This is a genomic window from Micromonospora sp. NPDC049301, assembly GCF_040678715.1.
Taxonomy (GTDB): Bacteria; Actinomycetota; Actinomycetes; order Mycobacteriales; family Micromonosporaceae; genus Micromonospora.
Genome location: NZ_JBFAQO010000007.1, coordinates 291,705 through 306,194, shown reverse-complemented (window position 1 = coordinate 306,194; position 14,490 = coordinate 291,705). Strand labels below are relative to the sequence as shown.

Sequence of the window (14,490 nt, the reverse complement as noted above, 5' to 3'; positions counted from 1 at the left end):
GGGCTGAGCTGACGCTCCCGGGGTCGGGCACGAACGGTATTGTCCGTGCCCGACCCCGGTGCCCTGGGTCGCCCGAAGCGCAGTGGACCGCCGCAAGCGTCGTCAGAGCACACCAACGACCACCGAGTCGGTGAACCTACGGATCCGCCGGCCGCATGTCCACCACCCAATCGCACCCCCGTTGTCTCACACCAGCCGGTGGTGGAGGCGTTCGGCGACAAGGTCCATCAGACGATGATCACCAAGACGGTCTGTACGGCCCGTGAACGTGGGTCGGCCCGGACGGTGGCCACCATCCGCGCCGACGTCTGTGAGGCGCTTAGTGGCCGTCGACCCGCACGGCCGGCTGCCAGCAGCCAGCGTCGCGCGAGCGTGATGTGCCTTTGCTCAACCCAGTTTGCGGGGTGAGGCGGCGACGACGATGACCCGCTCGCCGCCGATCAGCGGCGCCAGCCCACCGCTCGAATGGCGCAGGATCTGCCGCGGCGCGCAGACGCCGACGAAGAGGGGGAACCGATGACCCAATTCCTTCGCAGCCACGCCCGGACGGCTTGGGCCTACCACAGCTACATGGACCGGGCGCCCCTGAAAACAAGCTGCGCCGAGCGCGGCGACGGGACGGCGTGAGCGAGCGCAGTGAGCGGACCAGCAGGATCAGGTGCGAGTGTGGCGAGGGGAAACGGTGAACGAAGGCGCGGTGGTCGTCGCGTTGGATGTGGGCGGTACTGGCATCAAGGCCGCGCTGGTCCGGGCGGATGGAACTAGCCATTACACCGAACGGCACGCCACCGGCGCTGATCGAGGTCCGGCGGCGGTCATGGAGACCGTCCTGTCCGTCGCCGGGGGGCTGGCCGGCAAGGCCCGCGCCGATGGCTTGACTCCGGTGGCGGTGGGCATCGCGGTACCCGGGGTGATCGACGAGGTGGCCGGCGTGGCGGTCTGGTCGGCGAACGTCGGCTTCCGGAACGTACCGTTGCGGGACCTGGCGGTCGCGCGGCTCGGGCTGCCTGTGGCGCTCGGGCACGACGTGCGGGTGGGCGGCGTGGCGGAAGCCCGGCTCGGCGCCGGGCGGGGAAGCCGGGACGTGCTCTTCGTCGCGATCGGCACCGGCATCGCCGCCGCTCACGTGGTCGGCGGGTCGGCCTACGCGGGCGCGCACGGCGCCGCTGGCGAACTGGGTCACATCGTGGTACGTCCCGGCGGGCCGCGCTGCGGCTGCGGCCAGCTCGGCTGTCTGGAGGCGGTCGCTTCGGCGGCCGCGGTCAGCCGACGTTACGGGGAACTGGCCCGTACGCCCGCTACCGCGGCTGACGTCGCCGCGCGGGCCGCCGCCGGGGAGGAACTCGCTGGGCAGGTGTGGCGCGACACGGTCGACGCGCTCGCCGACGGGCTCCTCACCGGACAGGCGCTCTACGATGCGGAGGTGATGGTGATCGGCGGCGGGCTCGCCGAGGCTGGAGCCGTTTTGATCGATCCGCTCCGGGCGGCGCTGCGCGCGCGGCTTACGTTTCACCGGGAGCCGCGGCTGGCGCGGGCCGCACTCGGCGACGGGGCCGGCAGCCTCGGCGCCGCCCTACTCGCGCTCGACTACCTGCAGGCGTCGTGACCGAGCGGATCAGCGGCAAGGTGTTCACCCCGACCTGGGTCATCCAGCTGGGCTGCGTGGAACTCGACGGGGACCGGATCACCGCCGTCGCCGAGTATCCATCCGGGACGGCCACCGGATCGTGCCCGGCTCTGTGGACATCCACACCCACGGCGGGGCGGGCGCCGGATTGACGCCGACCCGGGGCAGAATCTTCCAGACCGTGCTGGCCGCGCTCCGGTAACCCAGACCAGCCAGCTCACCCTGCACGCGACGATGCCCCCATGTCGGGTTCTCCGCGGCCAGACGCAGCACCAGCTCGCGGAGCTCGGCGGGCCGCGGTCCCATGCGGCTGCGCTGCATCGCGGCCAGGCCCTGAGGCGCGGTGGGCGGCCGCACGAGGCCGACGCGGCGTACCGGGTCGCGCTCGCCGGTCCGGACCAGGAGACGACCCTGGCCGCCGCGGACCGCCTGGGGCGGCTGTTCGAGCGTGCCGGACGGCACGACGAGGCGGTGTCGGCGTACGCGGTCGCGGCCGAGTCGGCCAGCGCCGAGTCGTCGCCGGCCGCGGCGGTCCGGCGGACCGGGGCACCGTCGGTGTTGGCGTACGCGAGGCTGATGTGCGGTCGCCATCTGGACGTCGAGGCCGCCGGGTTGGAACACGAGATGGTCGTCTTCCCCGGTGTGAACCACGTGTTCTTCAACGACATCGGCCCGAACCACAACGCCAACGCCGCGGCGCAGGCCTACGACCGGGTTCTGGACTGGTTCGGCAGGTTTATCGACCATGGCGGTCAGGGCGGCTGAACCTGGGCGAAGGCCTGGCCAGCCAGGCTCAGGCAAAACCTGAGCCTGGCTGGCCAGGCCACGTGCGGCTAGACGCCGCCGGACCCTGCCCTGGGCAGCGTCCGCACGACGGTCAGCGTCACATCGCCGTCCTGGTAGGACACCCTGAACATGTGGTGGCCCGCGTTCAGGATCCGCCGTTCCGGCAGGGAATGGAAGTTGCCCTTGATCGAGTCGCCTCTCATGATCGTCAGTACCGTGCCCGGAGTGAGAGGCGCGCGAATGTCTAGGGCGAGTTCGCCGTCCAGCACCAGGTCACCCGCAGCCCGCACGCTCGTGTAGTCGTGGTCGCCGGAGATGGTGATGGCGAGGCGACCCGCTCGGCTGACGGTCACGTCGCCGCCGACGTTCAGGACGTTGCCGGGCGCGACGTCGGTGAGGGTGAGGGACGCCGCGGACGCCGCTTCCCCGGACGACAGACCGGGCTGCAGCACGCCGCTGTCGACGTCGATGCTGCCTGCCACGAAACCGCTGCCGCCGAGCGTGCCGCCCTTGACGTCGATCGAGCTTGCGTGCGAGCCGGTGATCGAAAGCTTACCGCCTTCAACCGTCGTGCCGTCCTCGTAGGTGTCGTCGCCCGTCATGATCAGCGTCCCGGGGCCTTGCTTGGTCAGAGAAGCCGTGTAGAGGTTGTTGTCGATGTTGTTCTGAATGTAGGCCGCGCGCTCGTCCATCCATTCCTTGCGCCACTTGACGGCGTCCTCATAGGTGATCTTGTCGTACAACTCGGGATGGCCGTTGGTGATAGCTTGGATGTAAGGATCAGCCAAAATGCCCTGAAGCATGAATGCCTGTTCGTTAAGCGTGCCGTCCGGGTTCAGTACGTTGGGGCTGAATTCACCGGCGTAGGCAATGCCTTGCTCCTTGTAGCGCGCCAGCCACTCCAGATCTTCCCGTTCCCTTTCCTTGATCGCGATCTGGCTGATGTCGTTCGACCAGACGTCCAGGGGCGCTTTATCCATTTTGTAGGTCATGGGGCTCAGGAGCTGGCCGGGGCCGTACATGCCTTTGGCCAGATCGGGAATCCCCCAGCCCCAGCGTTCGTCCGGAAGACCGTCGGGAGCGGTCCAGGCGATGGATGCCCCGGAGGGGGAGGTTTGCCCAGTGCCGAGGAATCTCACACCGTCAGACATCTTGTTGTTCGCCGTAGTGAACATCAGCTCACGCACCTGCTTGGCGTCCATGTTCGGATAGCGGGAGAGCAGAACCCCCATCACCGCTGTCGCAACGGGCGTTGCCGGAGACGTGCCGCTCGAGTTTGAATAGTTAGTGTCACCACCGCTGTTCGTGGTCCGAACGCTGTTTGAAGGGGTAGACACGGTCCACCATTTGGCGAGCCCCGCCTCGTTGTACCCGAACTGCTTTGTGTATTCGGGATTGGCTGCAGTGGGCGGTTGCACCCCGCCGACGGAGACCCACTGCTTTTCCGCCAAGGGATTGAAGAAGGGATACGCCGGGCGAAAATACGGGTTGCTCCAGTCGTTGTTGCCGGCCGACCTTACGTTGACGGTACCGCTGACCTTGATGGCGTCCCAGATGGCATCCATGAAGGAGCGTCCGGGGTAGTTCGGATTGTATTGAATGCCGCCTTCCGAATAGCTCTTCTTGAAGAGGAAATACTGGTACTCCAGATCCTTCAGGTACTCGTTGGGGATAATGGTCGCCATCGCCGTGGCGCTGGCGCCGTCTTTGCCACGCAGTTGGTAAGCGTTGGCGAGATTGCCGTTGACTCCAAGGTCGTTTCCTAAGCCGTCAAAGCGGGTTCTGTCAGTAGTCTGGACATAGGAGCCCCAACTGCTGTTGATGACCTGGGCGCCTGCGCCGACCAGGGCCTTATTGGCTGTATGCCAGTACACGTAATCGTGGAAGGGGCCGTGGGACTGGGTATCGGAACCGCCGGTCCTGGCGACATACATCTTCGACCCAAAGGCGATGCCGTGCTGGTCTTTACCATCGCGCATGCCGGAGGTAACCCCAAGCATGCCGGTCCCGTGCCCGTAGTCACTTGTTCTCGCCTGGTCGCCGGCCACAGTGAACGGCTCGCCCGCAGTAAACGGGTTCGCCGGGGTTGCTGCGTTACGATACCCGAAGCCGGACGTGCCGTAGACACCCTCCGCTCTCACCGAAGCGATCAGCCCGGTCTGGAATGCTTCGTGTGTAGCCCTATAGCCCGAATCCATCATGCCCAGCGTGACGCCCTGCCCGCAGTACCCTAGGGCGTAGGCGGTGGACGCGTTTACCGCGACGAGCTGCCATGGAGAATTGACCGCTGTGCCAGGAGTAGAAGGATTATGGCCGGTATAATAACCATATTCCGGCGTTTCCCAACTGGCTTTAGCGGCATCTAGTTCCCCTGGACTCGTGGCGACAAAGCCGGGGTCTCCCGGGTACGCCGGCCCGCCGCCCGTATGGCCAGGGGTCGATGTCGGACCGGTCTTGGACGATGCCGAGGCGAACCCGGCCGGGAAAAACGCAATGCCTGCTCCGGCAGCAAGGGCGCCTCCCAGTCGCCGTAGGAACTGCCGCCGACTCGTAGACCTCATGCTCATTTCCGGCTCCTTCCCGATAGGGCGATATCTCTAACGGACGGGGGCGGCCTGTTGCGTCCGAGCCCCATGATCTACACGCGCTGGTCGAGACAAAATAAGGAAACCCCGCCACGTCAGAACGGCGAGCCGGAACCCTCCCACGCGCGGCCCCCCGGATATGATCATCAATTAGACTGCGACAGAAGGGCCTCGTCAAGAGGGCAAATCGATCCACCAGAAGCGGCTTGAGTGACCGTCTAAATCGATGCATGTAACTGTTATAGATCGGGCCATGGTCTCCTCGCGGGGCCGGATGAGTGACGGTCCTGGTCGAGACTCCGTGTCGGACGTGCACAATCCCAAGGCCGCCGCCGTCTACCTCACCCTCGCCCCGCAGTTCCTCCACCCGTCCGGGCCGGTGCTGGTCCCCATGTTGGTGCTCGCCACCGCACACGCCCTGCTGCACACCTTCTGGCTGGCCGGCTGGACCGCGGTCACCGGCGCAGCCGCACGGCTGCTGCGCACCCCATGCGTGCGCCGTACCCTCGACCGGCTCACCGGCGCGTCCTCATCGGCCTCGGCGTCCGCTCCGCGGTGACCTGACCCGAGACAGCAGGCGGTCCGTCGACGCCTTCTGGGCTCAGGAAGGCTTGGCGCGGGACCTGCCCCACCTACCCACCTCTTCGGCGTGTTCGGTGAGGACTACCGCCCGAGAGTCAACGGGCCCCGCATAGGATTGACAGTTCACGCTGTGACAGCTGAGGATTGCCTCAGTCCACCAACTGTCACCAGAGAGCCTCCGTCACCATCGTTCGACGCCCCGCAATTCGGCGATGCGGGTCCTGTCGAGGCGACGGAGCCGGACGACGTCACCTTCCCTTTGTCAGCGTGTCGCGCGCTCGGTTGCCGCAACGACCGCACGCGACCCAACGGATGGAGCCGCGTACCCCGGGCGTGCCCCTCGGCCATCTCCTACGGCCATCAGGCCGAGTAGCCAGAAGGGCAGACATCACCATGCCGAAATCCCTACCCGCGCGGTGGCGACGCCGCCTCCCGGTCCCGGCGGCGCTGGCCGCCGCCACGGCCGTCGTGCTGCTGGTCAGTCCGGCCTCGGCGACCGCGCCGGACGCCGCCGCACCGGCCGATTCCGGCCCGGTCGCCGGAGAGCCGGCGAACGTCGTGGAGGTGCTGCTCGCCGGCACCGCGGAACTGGACGCGCTGGTCGCCACCGGAGTAGACCTCGACCACCATGTCGAACGCTCGGAGAACGGCGTGGTCGCGCACGCGGTGCTCACGCCGAGCGAAGCCGCCCGGCTGACCGCGGCCGGCTTCACCCTCGGCGACGTGCTGCATCGCCCCGAGGACGCCCGGGCCCGCGTCGAGGAGCGCGAGTCGACCATCGCCGCGCACCTTGCCGAGAACCGGGAGTTCGCCGCCGCCGCGGCCGACCCGACCGCTCCGGACGTCTCCGACATCAAGATCATCCGCGCGGACTACTACACCTCCGGTGCCAGCCAGGTCCTCTCCGTCGAGGCGAAGTGGGCGCAGGGCCAGACGGCCAGCAACACGCTCACCGTCGAGCGGGACAGTGGGACGGGAACCGCGATCGGCTCCGGCGGCACGCAGACCATTTCCCGCTTTGTCGACGCCGGCGTCTACCTCTACCACCGTGGCGCCTCGTCGGTGACCAGCCGGCCGGACCGTATCCGGATCACCAGCCCTACCGGGGACGTGGCCGAGGTCAAGGTGCAGGAGTGGCTGCCCACCCCCGAGACCAGCCCGGAGGGACCGGGCTACCAGAAGGACTTCGTCACCAGCTACCTCACCCCGACCGAGCTGTACGCGCGGATTCACCAGCTCGCCGCCGAGTTCCCCAACCTGGCCGAGATCGTCGAGCTGCCGTACAAGACCAACGGCTACCGGCGGCACGCCCAGGCCGTCCTCGGCAGCGCCAACGCCAGCCGGGTCGCGGTGGACTCCCTGGCCTGGGGGCACCAGGGTGGCAACGACATCTCGGTGGAACTGGTGAACCCGGGCGTCGGCAACGCGGCGCTGGCGGTGACCGTGAGCGGTAAGACCATCCGGGTGGCCCTCGGTACCGACGGCGCGGGCGCGGTGACCAGCACGGCGGCCGAGGTCGTCGCGGCGCTCAACGCCGTGGCCGGGTCGCTGGTCAAGGCGTACACCTATCGCGGCAGCCCGGGCGGCGGCGTGGTCGCGCCGGCGGCGCGGACCCTGCTCACCGACGACCTGAGTGCGCCGGCCTCCGTCTCCCGCGATCCGCAGCCGGTGTACGCGATCCGGATCGGCAAGGTTCGGGACGGTTCGAGGCCGGGGGTGCTCGCCTACGCGCAGGAGCACGCCCGGGAGTGGGTGCCGCCGCTGGTCACCGTCGAGACCGCCGAGCGGTTGCTGCGCAACTACGCGCACGACGGGCAGACCAAGCAGCTGCTGAACAACCTGGACATCTGGATCGCTCCGTCGGTCAACCCGGACGGTGGTCACTACTCCTTCTACGACTTCAACTCCCAGCGCAAGAACATGACCAACCACTGCCCGTCGACCGGGGCCGCAGACTTCCTCGGCCGCGACTCGTGGGGCGTCGACAACAACCGCAACTACACCGAGTACAGCCTCTTCGACGGATACTCGGGCGCGTCGTCGAGCTGCACCAGCGGCACCTACGCCGGGCCGAGCGAGCTCTCCGAGCCGGAGAACCGCAACCTCGACTGGCTGGCCGCCCGACCCAACATCAAGTTCTCGATGAACCTGCACTCCTCCGGGAACTACTTCATGTGGTCGCCGGGCGCGTACGCCCTGCCGGACCGGATCTCGGCGCCGCGGCCGACGCTGGCCGAGGAGTCGGCCTTCTGGGGCGCGTCCTCGCGCATCCTGACCGCCATCAAGCAGCACCGGAACATGGCGGTCACCCCGGCACGCACCGGCCCGATCTCCGACGTGCTCTACTCGGCGGCGGGCAACTCCGGCGACATGCTCTGGTACAAGTACGGCATCTACGCCTGGAACTTCGAGGTCGGCACGTCCTTCCAACCGGACTGGGAGGAGGCGCACTCCGAGGCGATGGAGTTCTCCAATGGCCTGGTCGAGCTGATGCGGGTGGCCCGGGACTTCGCCAAGGACCACACCCGGCCGAAGAGCACCCTCACCGTCGCCCCCAGCTCCACGCCGGACATGGTGAACGTGACCTTCGGCGTCTCCGAGCCCGCCTCGGTCTTCTACACCCTCGACGGCGCTACGCCAACGTACTCGTCGACGCTCTACGGCTCGGCGGGCATCCGCGAGGGCGGGGAGACCCTGACGATCCCGGCCGGCACCCGGATCAACTGGTTCTCGGTCGACTCGGCCGGCAACGTCGAGAACAACTACACCCCGGACGGCAGCGGCAAGAACTACCGCAAGGGCCAGGCGGTCCTGCCGACCAGCTGACGAATCACGGCAGGTAGGGACGGCCGCGGCGCTCCTGGGCGCCGCGGCCGTCACCGCTCAACGCAGGAAACCGGCCATCGTCTCCACGAACCACTCCGGATCGTCGAGCCACGGATAGTGCCCGGCGCCCGGCTGCACCGCCAACTCGGCCCGCGGGAACAGGCCGGCGTACTCGGCGGCGCGCTTCGGTCCAGCCCGACGTCGTACTCGCCGGCGAGCAGCAAGACCGGCGCCTGAAGGTGACCGGGTGCCGTTGCATTATCTGATCGGGAGGCGCGTTACGCCCGGGTCGGGTCTGCGGTCAGATCACCCAGGCGAGCTCACTGAAAGCCGAAGCGACTCGAAGCTTGGGCTGACTGTCGAGCCCGAGTTCGTAGTGCCCGCGGCGGAGGTTCTGGATGAACGCGTGTCCGGCGATGATCACGTGTGCGGTTGGGTCGGTCCGGAGCCCACGCATGGGTCGTAATCGGTGCTTGAGCTGGCTGTGATCGGCCTCGATCGGATTGTTCGCGTGCTGCTCGACGTGGTGCCAAGCCGAGGGGATCAGGTCGTCGAGCACCGCGGGGTAGACCGGTGCGGCGTCGGTGACGACCTCGCTGGGCGTCACCTTCAGCATCCGCAGCGCACGCCGGAAGAACCGCCGGGCCGCGGCGGCATCGCGGCGGGCCGAGACGAGCACGTCAATGACCTGCCCGTGCTGGTCGACCGCGCGGTAGACGTAGCGCCAGACGCCGTTGACCCTGACGTAGGTCTCGTCGACGAACCACCGGTCACCTGGTGAGTGGCGAGCGAACCGGGCGGCGTCGGCCAGCAGCGGGGTGAACCGTTGCACCCAGCGGAACACGGTGACGTGGTCAACCTCGGCACCGCGCTCAGCCAGGAGTTCCTCCACGTCCCGGTAGGACAGGTTGTAGCGCAGGTACCAGCGGACCGCGAGGACGATCACCTCCGCGGGAAACCGGAACCCGGCGAACGCCGACTTCGGCCGCGACCAGGGACGACGACGACTCGACCGCTTCACCCGTCAAGCCTGTCTCGGTCCCCGGACACGGCAACGCAACGGACCCTCTGAAGAACATCTGCGGCCCGCTCACCAACCTGGGCCTACCGCTCCCGCTCCCCAACGACTCGTGCTTCCTCGACCTGACCGCGGCCAACGACACCGACACGCTGTCGGCCGGCGGGCACGGCACGCACGTCGCGGGGATCGTCGCCGGGCGGGACACGACGCTCACCGACGGCACCCGGCTGCACGGCGCTGCCCCTGACGCCACGCTGATCAGCCTGTCGGTCGGCGCGGGACTGAGCATCTTCGGTGCGGACAGCGCGCTGAACTGGGTGCTCGACCATCACCTGAACCCGTGCGCGGGCTGCCCACCGATCAAGGTGAGCAACAACTCGTACGGCCCCAGTGGCGGTGGGGCGTTCGATCCGAACTCGGCGACCACCAAGTTGCAACGGGCGCTGGCCGCCGAGGGTGTCATCACCGTCTGGGCGGCCGGCAACGACGGCCCGGACAACAGCGCCACCAACCCTCCGGGTCAGGACCCCACTCCGGGCATCCTCATGGTCGCCTCCTACGACGATCACGGCACCGGCACCCGCGACGGTAGCGTGTCGACGTTCTCCAGCCGCGGGGCGGCGGGACACCCGGAGACCTACCCGGACGTCTCGGCACCCGGATCGAACATCACCTCGGCCTGCCGGCCATACCTGCTGATCTGCTCGACCGGTCTGGACCCGCACAACGGCCCCGGGCCCCTGGACCTCGGCACGTTCAACACGATCAGCGGTACCTCGATGGCAACCCCGCATGTCGTGGGCATCGTCACCCAGCTGTTCCAGGTCGCACCGAACGCGACCCCGGCCCAGGTCGAGGACGCGCTCAAGGCCACGGCGTACAAGTTCACGGACGGCGCGGCCTACCAGACCGTCGGGCCCTACACCACCGCAGTCGACAAGGGAACCGGCCTCGTCGACGCGTACGCCTCGTCGGTACGGCTGAGGGCAACACCTGCCTGACGGCCGATCAGCTGATGGCGTTCGAGGACAGGCAACACTTCGAGCGCTGGGCTGCTCCCCTGAATACCGGGAGCTTTCGGGGGACCGGGCGTCCGCGACGGACAGCCCGGTCCTCCGGGTCAGGGCGTCCCGGCTGCCCTCTGCACCGAGAAGCGACGCGTCAGCACCTGCCCACCATCGGCGGGGTGCACGCTTCATCGCCGCCGTGGTCCTGGTGTCGGGGTGCGCCGAGGGGCATTGCCTTGGTTCAGCCGGGTGAACCGCCTCCGTTACCACCATCCAAACAGCAGCGGAACTCGGATTGGCAAGCCCGGACGGCATGACCGCCCCCGCTCATCGGCTACGTCCGAAAGGCCACCGGGCCAGCTCGGCGTGACGCTGCGTAGCGCGCGGATCGCGGCCAGATGAGTGTGCCCGAATGAGGAATCGGGGCCTGTCATACGTCGCTGTGGCAAGGTCGGCGCATGAGCATCGATGAGGAGGGGTCTATTGCGTTGCCCGTCGAGGGATCGAGGCAGGCTTGACCGGTGCCGCGGTCGAGTCGTCGTCGTCCCTGGTCGCCGCCGAAGTCTGCGTTCACCGGGTTCCGGTTCCCCGCAGAGGTGATCGTCGTCGCGGTCCGCTGGTAATTGCGCTACAACCTCTCCTACCGGGACGTGGAGGAACTCCTGGCTGAGCGCGGTGCCGAGGTCGACCACGTCACCGTCTTCCGGTGGTGCAACGGTTCACCCGCTGCTGGCCGACGCCGCCCGGTTCGCTCGCCACGCCCCGGATGATCGGTGCAACGGCGCCGTCCGAAGGTCGCGACGTACCAGGGTCAGCAGGGAGGGCATCACCACGCTCGGTGTTGCCCTGCGCCGACTTGCCTGGACCGTTGACGCGGGCTTCCCGGTCAGCTCGGGTAGCCCGTCCCCCGCGGCGGGGACTGCCAGCGCGTCGCGTCCGACTGCCAGGGCTCGTTCGTGGAATGGCTGCGCGGCGAATCGGTCCAGCGTGAACCGCCGACCATCGCCGGCTCCGGTTCGTCGGACTTACCCGGCTTCGTCGGATCCTCACCCTGCTTCGTCGAGCCGAGCTCGTCCGCGCCGAGTGGGCGGTCCCGTTCCGATACCGGCGGAATGATCGTGTCCGGGACAACGATCGTCGGCTCATCGGCGTCCGACTGCGGCCAGCGCCGCCACCGCTGGACACTGGCGACCCCGACCAGGAGCAGCGAGCCCAGCAGCAGCGTCGTCCCGGTCCGTACGGGGGTGAGCAAGTCAATCTGGTAACCCGCCATGCTCAGCTTGTGACTGAGTAGGTCCAGCAGCCGTGCCGGGCTGAACAACAGGCCTGCGTAGCTGACCGTGTACGCAAGTCCGGTCAGCACCGAGCCGATCGGGGAGATCCGGACGGTGGCGATGAGCCCGAGGAGAAGGCCAGCAGCCGCCAATACCAGCAACGGCTTCAGCAGAGCGTTGGGGTCGAGCGCATCACCATTGTCCTGCGCATCCGCGAACACCCGCAGGGACCGGCCTTGTCCAGCGGCGAGCAGGACCCAGGCCAGCGGACCCACGATGAGCGCGGCGATTACGGTCTTGATGTGTCGCATTCGGGCAAGGTACCGAGCTTCCCTCGTTGATCGACAACTCGATAAGCAAAACTTAAACTTGCTGTCAGGCAACGTCGTCCGGCTAGCTGACGGTGTCGAAGGTGGGCTGTCAGCGTGCGTAGCGCTCGGTGAGTTCCGCGCCGATCCGGGCGAGTTCCCGGCGACTGCTGGCGGGTAGCCGCTGGGCGTGCGCGACGAGTGCCACCACGATCCCCTCCACGCCCAGGGTCCGCGGCCGGGTTGCCAGCGCGTCCAGGAATTCGGCGAGTGCCGCGCGATGTCGACTGGTGGTCACGGCTGCCCTATCCGGCGGTTGCGTGGTGGTAACGGGCGGGATCGAAGCCCGCGCCGAGCGTCGCAACAGCGTCGTCGCGGTCTGGGCTGGCCGGGTCGGCCAGAGCGGCGAGCAGGTGTTGATACCAGGCAGCGGCGCCCCCGGCGCGTGTCTGGTAGCGGTGGAGGCTCAACCGGTCCTGGCCACGCCGCCGGGTATCCCGTCCAAGGCGACCGCACAGTCACAGCTCAACGCGCTGACGGTACGGGCGCAGGGCTCGACCAGCGGTTACTCCCGCGATCTCTTCCCGCACTGGATCACCATCAGCGGCGCCTGCGACACTTGCGAGCAGGTCCTCAAGCGCGACGGCACCTCCGTCGTGGTCAACAGCTCCTGCGCGGCCACCTCCGGCCGCTGGTACAGCCCGTACGACGGCTGGAGCCTCACCCTGCAGTCCTCGGAAAAGTCGGCCCTGCAGAGCATGCTCAACACCTGCAGATCCTTAGGCCGGTCCAGGTGTCCACCTCGACATTGCCCCAGGCTGCCGACATGGCGTCACGCACGCGTACGGCCCTGGCCGTGCCCGCGGCGGTTGGTCGCTTGTCGGCGTTCACCGCCAACAACACGATGATCTGGTCGAACATCACCCGGGCACGGGCCACCACGTCGCGGTGCCCCGGGGTGAACGGATCGAACGTACCGGGATAGACCGCCAACGAACCGAGTACCGGCGCCATTGCACGATCCGACGTAGCCGTCACCGCGACTCCCACCACATGGCCACGATCATCCCAGCCGTACATGTGCCGACCCGACTTTGGGCCTTGTCGTCACCGCCGACCTCCTGATCTGCCGCTAACCAGGCGCGGTGACCTTAAGAGCGCCAGTAGGACCGACGGGCTGTGAAACTAGATCAGGGAGCCCGGTGCCTGCTGTCGCTGGGCTCGCTGTCTGGCGGCGGCCGAGCGGCTCGGCTCGGCTCGGAACCCAGGGAGGGGGAGCAGATTGGGAGCAGCCAGGCCGCGAACCGAGGAAAGAAGGTCTCGAAGTGCCGGCTGGCCACCGACCTTCGACCCGACCATCTACCAGCAGCGCCACGGAGTCGAGTGCGGCCGGTGAGGGCTGCCAGGGCGAGGGTGGTGAGGTGCCGGCATGCGCGTGCCACGCCCCGAGTTGATCAAAAGTGCATGGTCGGGTCGGTGAGCCGGGCGGCGGCGATGATCTGGCCTATGTGCGACAGCGCCTGTGCCTATTGCCCAGGTGTTCACCCGTCACCAGGTCGATCTGCTCGGCGAAGATGCCGAGGTCGTTGGCTTTGGTGCAGGTGCGCTCGAAGAGCTCCGTCGCTCGTTGGTTGTCGCCGGCGAGCACCAGGCACCCCACCAGCCAGAACGAGCACCACACGAAGCCGGCGGGTTCGTTCGCCGAGCGCCTCACGGCGCGATGACATAGTGCAACAGCGCCCAACGGAGCCCAGCTGACGCCGGCGCGGTCGTCCAGCGCGGCGCGGGTTTCGCTGGTTCGACCGGCCTCGGCCTGGACATCGCCCGCCGCGCAGTCCAGGACAGCGGCGGCCGACTCGAGCTGTCGACGGGGCACGGGTGGTCCTCGAACTGGGACCACCGCCCAGGCCCGCCTAGCGCTCGCGCGGCTTTACCTCGGCTTAGCGTCCGCACAGCGCGCCGCTATCCCCCATCGGGCGAACCTCGATTCCACAGGTAGCAACAATTAGGAGGTTCGCCATGACCCGCAAGAGCCTGATCCTGTTGGCCGGCGGCGCGCTCGTCACCGCAGTGGTGGGTACCGCCATCGGGGCCGGGGCCGCAGAGGTGGTCCCGAACCGGGATGGTTCGTCGCCAGCCGCCGTCACCACGCCAACCGATGATTCGTCCCGCCGAGGGGCCGACGATCCGACCGGCGGGCCGACTGAGGACCGGACCGGCCAGCCGACGCCGGACCGGACAGCCGGGCCGAGCGGTGCGCCGACGGCTGCCACGTCGGTCGGTCAACAGCGGGCCGTCGAGATCGCGCTCGCGCGTACCGGAGGCGGCCAGGTCGTCAAGGTAGAGAAGGAGCAGGAACACGGCCGTCTGGTGTGGAGCGTACGGATCGCGAAGGACGGCACCCGCATTCGGGTGGACGTGGACGCGGCGACCGGCCAGGTCGTACGGGACGAGCGGGACTCCGTGGCTGACGT

At 68.1% G+C, this 14,490-nt stretch carries 12 protein-coding genes and 3 pseudogenes; 8 read left to right on the top strand and 7 right to left on the bottom strand.

The window, feature by feature from the left end:
- Positions 1-387: 387 nt before the first annotated feature.
- Positions 388-540 carry a hypothetical protein gene (locus AB0K07_RS22675; protein ID WP_363757399.1) on the bottom strand — a complete coding sequence of 51 codons (153 nt, stop codon included), beginning with the start codon at positions 538-540 and terminating at the stop codon, positions 388-390.
- 142 nt (positions 541-682) lie between these two features.
- Here AB0K07_RS22675 and AB0K07_RS22670 point away from each other — a divergent pair, with 142 nt between their 5' ends.
- The 3 genes and pseudogenes from AB0K07_RS22670 to AB0K07_RS22660 all read left to right on the top strand — a co-directional run bounded on the left by AB0K07_RS22670 (position 683) and on the right by AB0K07_RS22660 (position 2,392).
- The gene (locus AB0K07_RS22670) at positions 683-1,606 is read left to right on the top strand and encodes an ROK family protein (RefSeq protein ID WP_363757398.1); all 924 of its coding nucleotides are present in this window, start codon (positions 683-685) and stop codon (positions 1,604-1,606) included.
- Positions 1,603-1,769: pseudogene (locus AB0K07_RS22665) on the top strand (N-acetylglucosamine-6-phosphate deacetylase); the annotation flags it as partial. The gene AB0K07_RS22670 and the pseudogene AB0K07_RS22665, both read left to right, overlap by 4 nt.
- Before the next feature lie 92 nt (positions 1,770-1,861).
- Positions 1,862-2,392: a tetratricopeptide repeat protein gene (locus AB0K07_RS22660; RefSeq protein ID WP_363757397.1), complete on the top strand. Its 531-nt coding sequence runs from the start codon at positions 1,862-1,864 to the stop codon at positions 2,390-2,392.
- 68 nt (positions 2,393-2,460) lie between these two features.
- Here AB0K07_RS22660 and AB0K07_RS22655 read toward each other — a convergent pair whose 3' ends face one another.
- Entirely contained in the window at positions 2,461-4,974 is a 2,514-nt protein-coding gene (locus AB0K07_RS22655; RefSeq protein ID WP_363757474.1) for a S8 family serine peptidase, read from the bottom strand.
- Positions 4,975-5,299: 325 nt separating this feature from the next.
- Here AB0K07_RS22655 and AB0K07_RS22650 point away from each other — a divergent pair, with 325 nt between their 5' ends.
- On the top strand, positions 5,300-5,557 hold the full coding sequence (locus tag AB0K07_RS22650) for a hypothetical protein (RefSeq protein ID WP_363757396.1): 258 nt from the start codon (positions 5,300-5,302) through the stop codon (positions 5,555-5,557).
- Between the two features lie 416 nt (positions 5,558-5,973).
- Positions 5,974-8,406 carry a M14 family metallopeptidase gene (locus AB0K07_RS22645; RefSeq protein ID WP_363757395.1) on the top strand — a complete coding sequence of 811 codons (2,433 nt, stop codon included), beginning with the start codon at positions 5,974-5,976 and terminating at the stop codon, positions 8,404-8,406.
- 301 nt (positions 8,407-8,707) lie between these two features.
- On the opposite strand, the gene AB0K07_RS22640 is transcribed toward AB0K07_RS22645, so the two are convergent.
- Entirely contained in the window at positions 8,708-9,427 is a 720-nt protein-coding gene (locus AB0K07_RS22640; RefSeq protein WP_363757394.1) for an IS6 family transposase, read from the bottom strand.
- A gap of 47 nt (positions 9,428-9,474) precedes the next feature.
- On the opposite strand from AB0K07_RS22640, the gene AB0K07_RS22635 reads away from it, so the two are divergent.
- A complete protein-coding gene (locus tag AB0K07_RS22635; RefSeq protein ID WP_363757473.1) occupies positions 9,475-10,428 on the top strand; it encodes a S8 family serine peptidase in 954 nt (317 codons plus the stop codon).
- Between the two features lie 602 nt (positions 10,429-11,030).
- A pseudogene (locus AB0K07_RS22630) lies at positions 11,031-11,144 on the top strand (IS6 family transposase); the annotation flags it as partial.
- Positions 11,145-11,320: 176 nt separating this feature from the next.
- Here AB0K07_RS22630 and AB0K07_RS22625 read toward each other — a convergent pair.
- The 4 genes and pseudogenes from AB0K07_RS22625 to AB0K07_RS22610 all read right to left on the bottom strand — a co-directional run.
- The gene (locus AB0K07_RS22625) at positions 11,321-12,019 is read right to left on the bottom strand and encodes a hypothetical protein (RefSeq protein WP_363757393.1); all 699 of its coding nucleotides are present in this window, start codon (positions 12,017-12,019) and stop codon (positions 11,321-11,323) included.
- A 109-nt stretch (positions 12,020-12,128) separates the two neighbouring features.
- Complete coding sequence (locus AB0K07_RS22620; RefSeq protein WP_363757392.1) at positions 12,129-12,314, bottom strand: hypothetical protein; 186 nt, start codon at positions 12,312-12,314, stop codon at positions 12,129-12,131.
- Between the two features lie 464 nt (positions 12,315-12,778).
- Positions 12,779-13,096, bottom strand: a complete 318-nt coding sequence (locus tag AB0K07_RS22615; RefSeq protein ID WP_363757391.1) for an adenylyltransferase/cytidyltransferase family protein — start codon at positions 13,094-13,096, stop codon at positions 12,779-12,781.
- A gap of 374 nt (positions 13,097-13,470) precedes the next feature.
- Positions 13,471-13,730 (bottom strand): annotated as a pseudogene (locus tag AB0K07_RS22610) (glycoside hydrolase family 15 protein); the annotation flags it as partial.
- Between the two features lie 329 nt (positions 13,731-14,059).
- On the opposite strand from AB0K07_RS22610, the gene AB0K07_RS22605 reads away from it, so the two are divergent.
- On the top strand, positions 14,060-14,490 hold a 431-nt coding region (locus AB0K07_RS22605; RefSeq protein WP_363757390.1), incomplete at its 3' end, for a PepSY domain-containing protein.

What these genes read in the sequence shown, in the direction of transcription:
- AB0K07_RS22660 (WP_363757397.1), top strand. Translation starts at nt 1,862, where the DNA reads ATGCCCCCATGTCGGGTTCTCCGCGGCCAGACGCAGCACCAGCTCGCG.
- AB0K07_RS22625 (WP_363757393.1), bottom strand. Translation starts at nt 12,019, where the DNA reads ATGCGACACATCAAGACCGTAATCGCCGCGCTCATCGTGGGTCCGCTG.
- AB0K07_RS22615 (WP_363757391.1), bottom strand. Translation starts at nt 13,096, where the DNA reads ATGTACGGCTGGGATGATCGTGGCCATGTGGTGGGAGTCGCGGTGACG.
- AB0K07_RS22655 (WP_363757474.1), bottom strand. Translation starts at nt 4,974, where the DNA reads ATGAGGTCTACGAGTCGGCGGCAGTTCCTACGGCGACTGGGAGGCGCC.
- AB0K07_RS22645 (WP_363757395.1), top strand. Translation starts at nt 5,974, where the DNA reads ATGCCGAAATCCCTACCCGCGCGGTGGCGACGCCGCCTCCCGGTCCCG.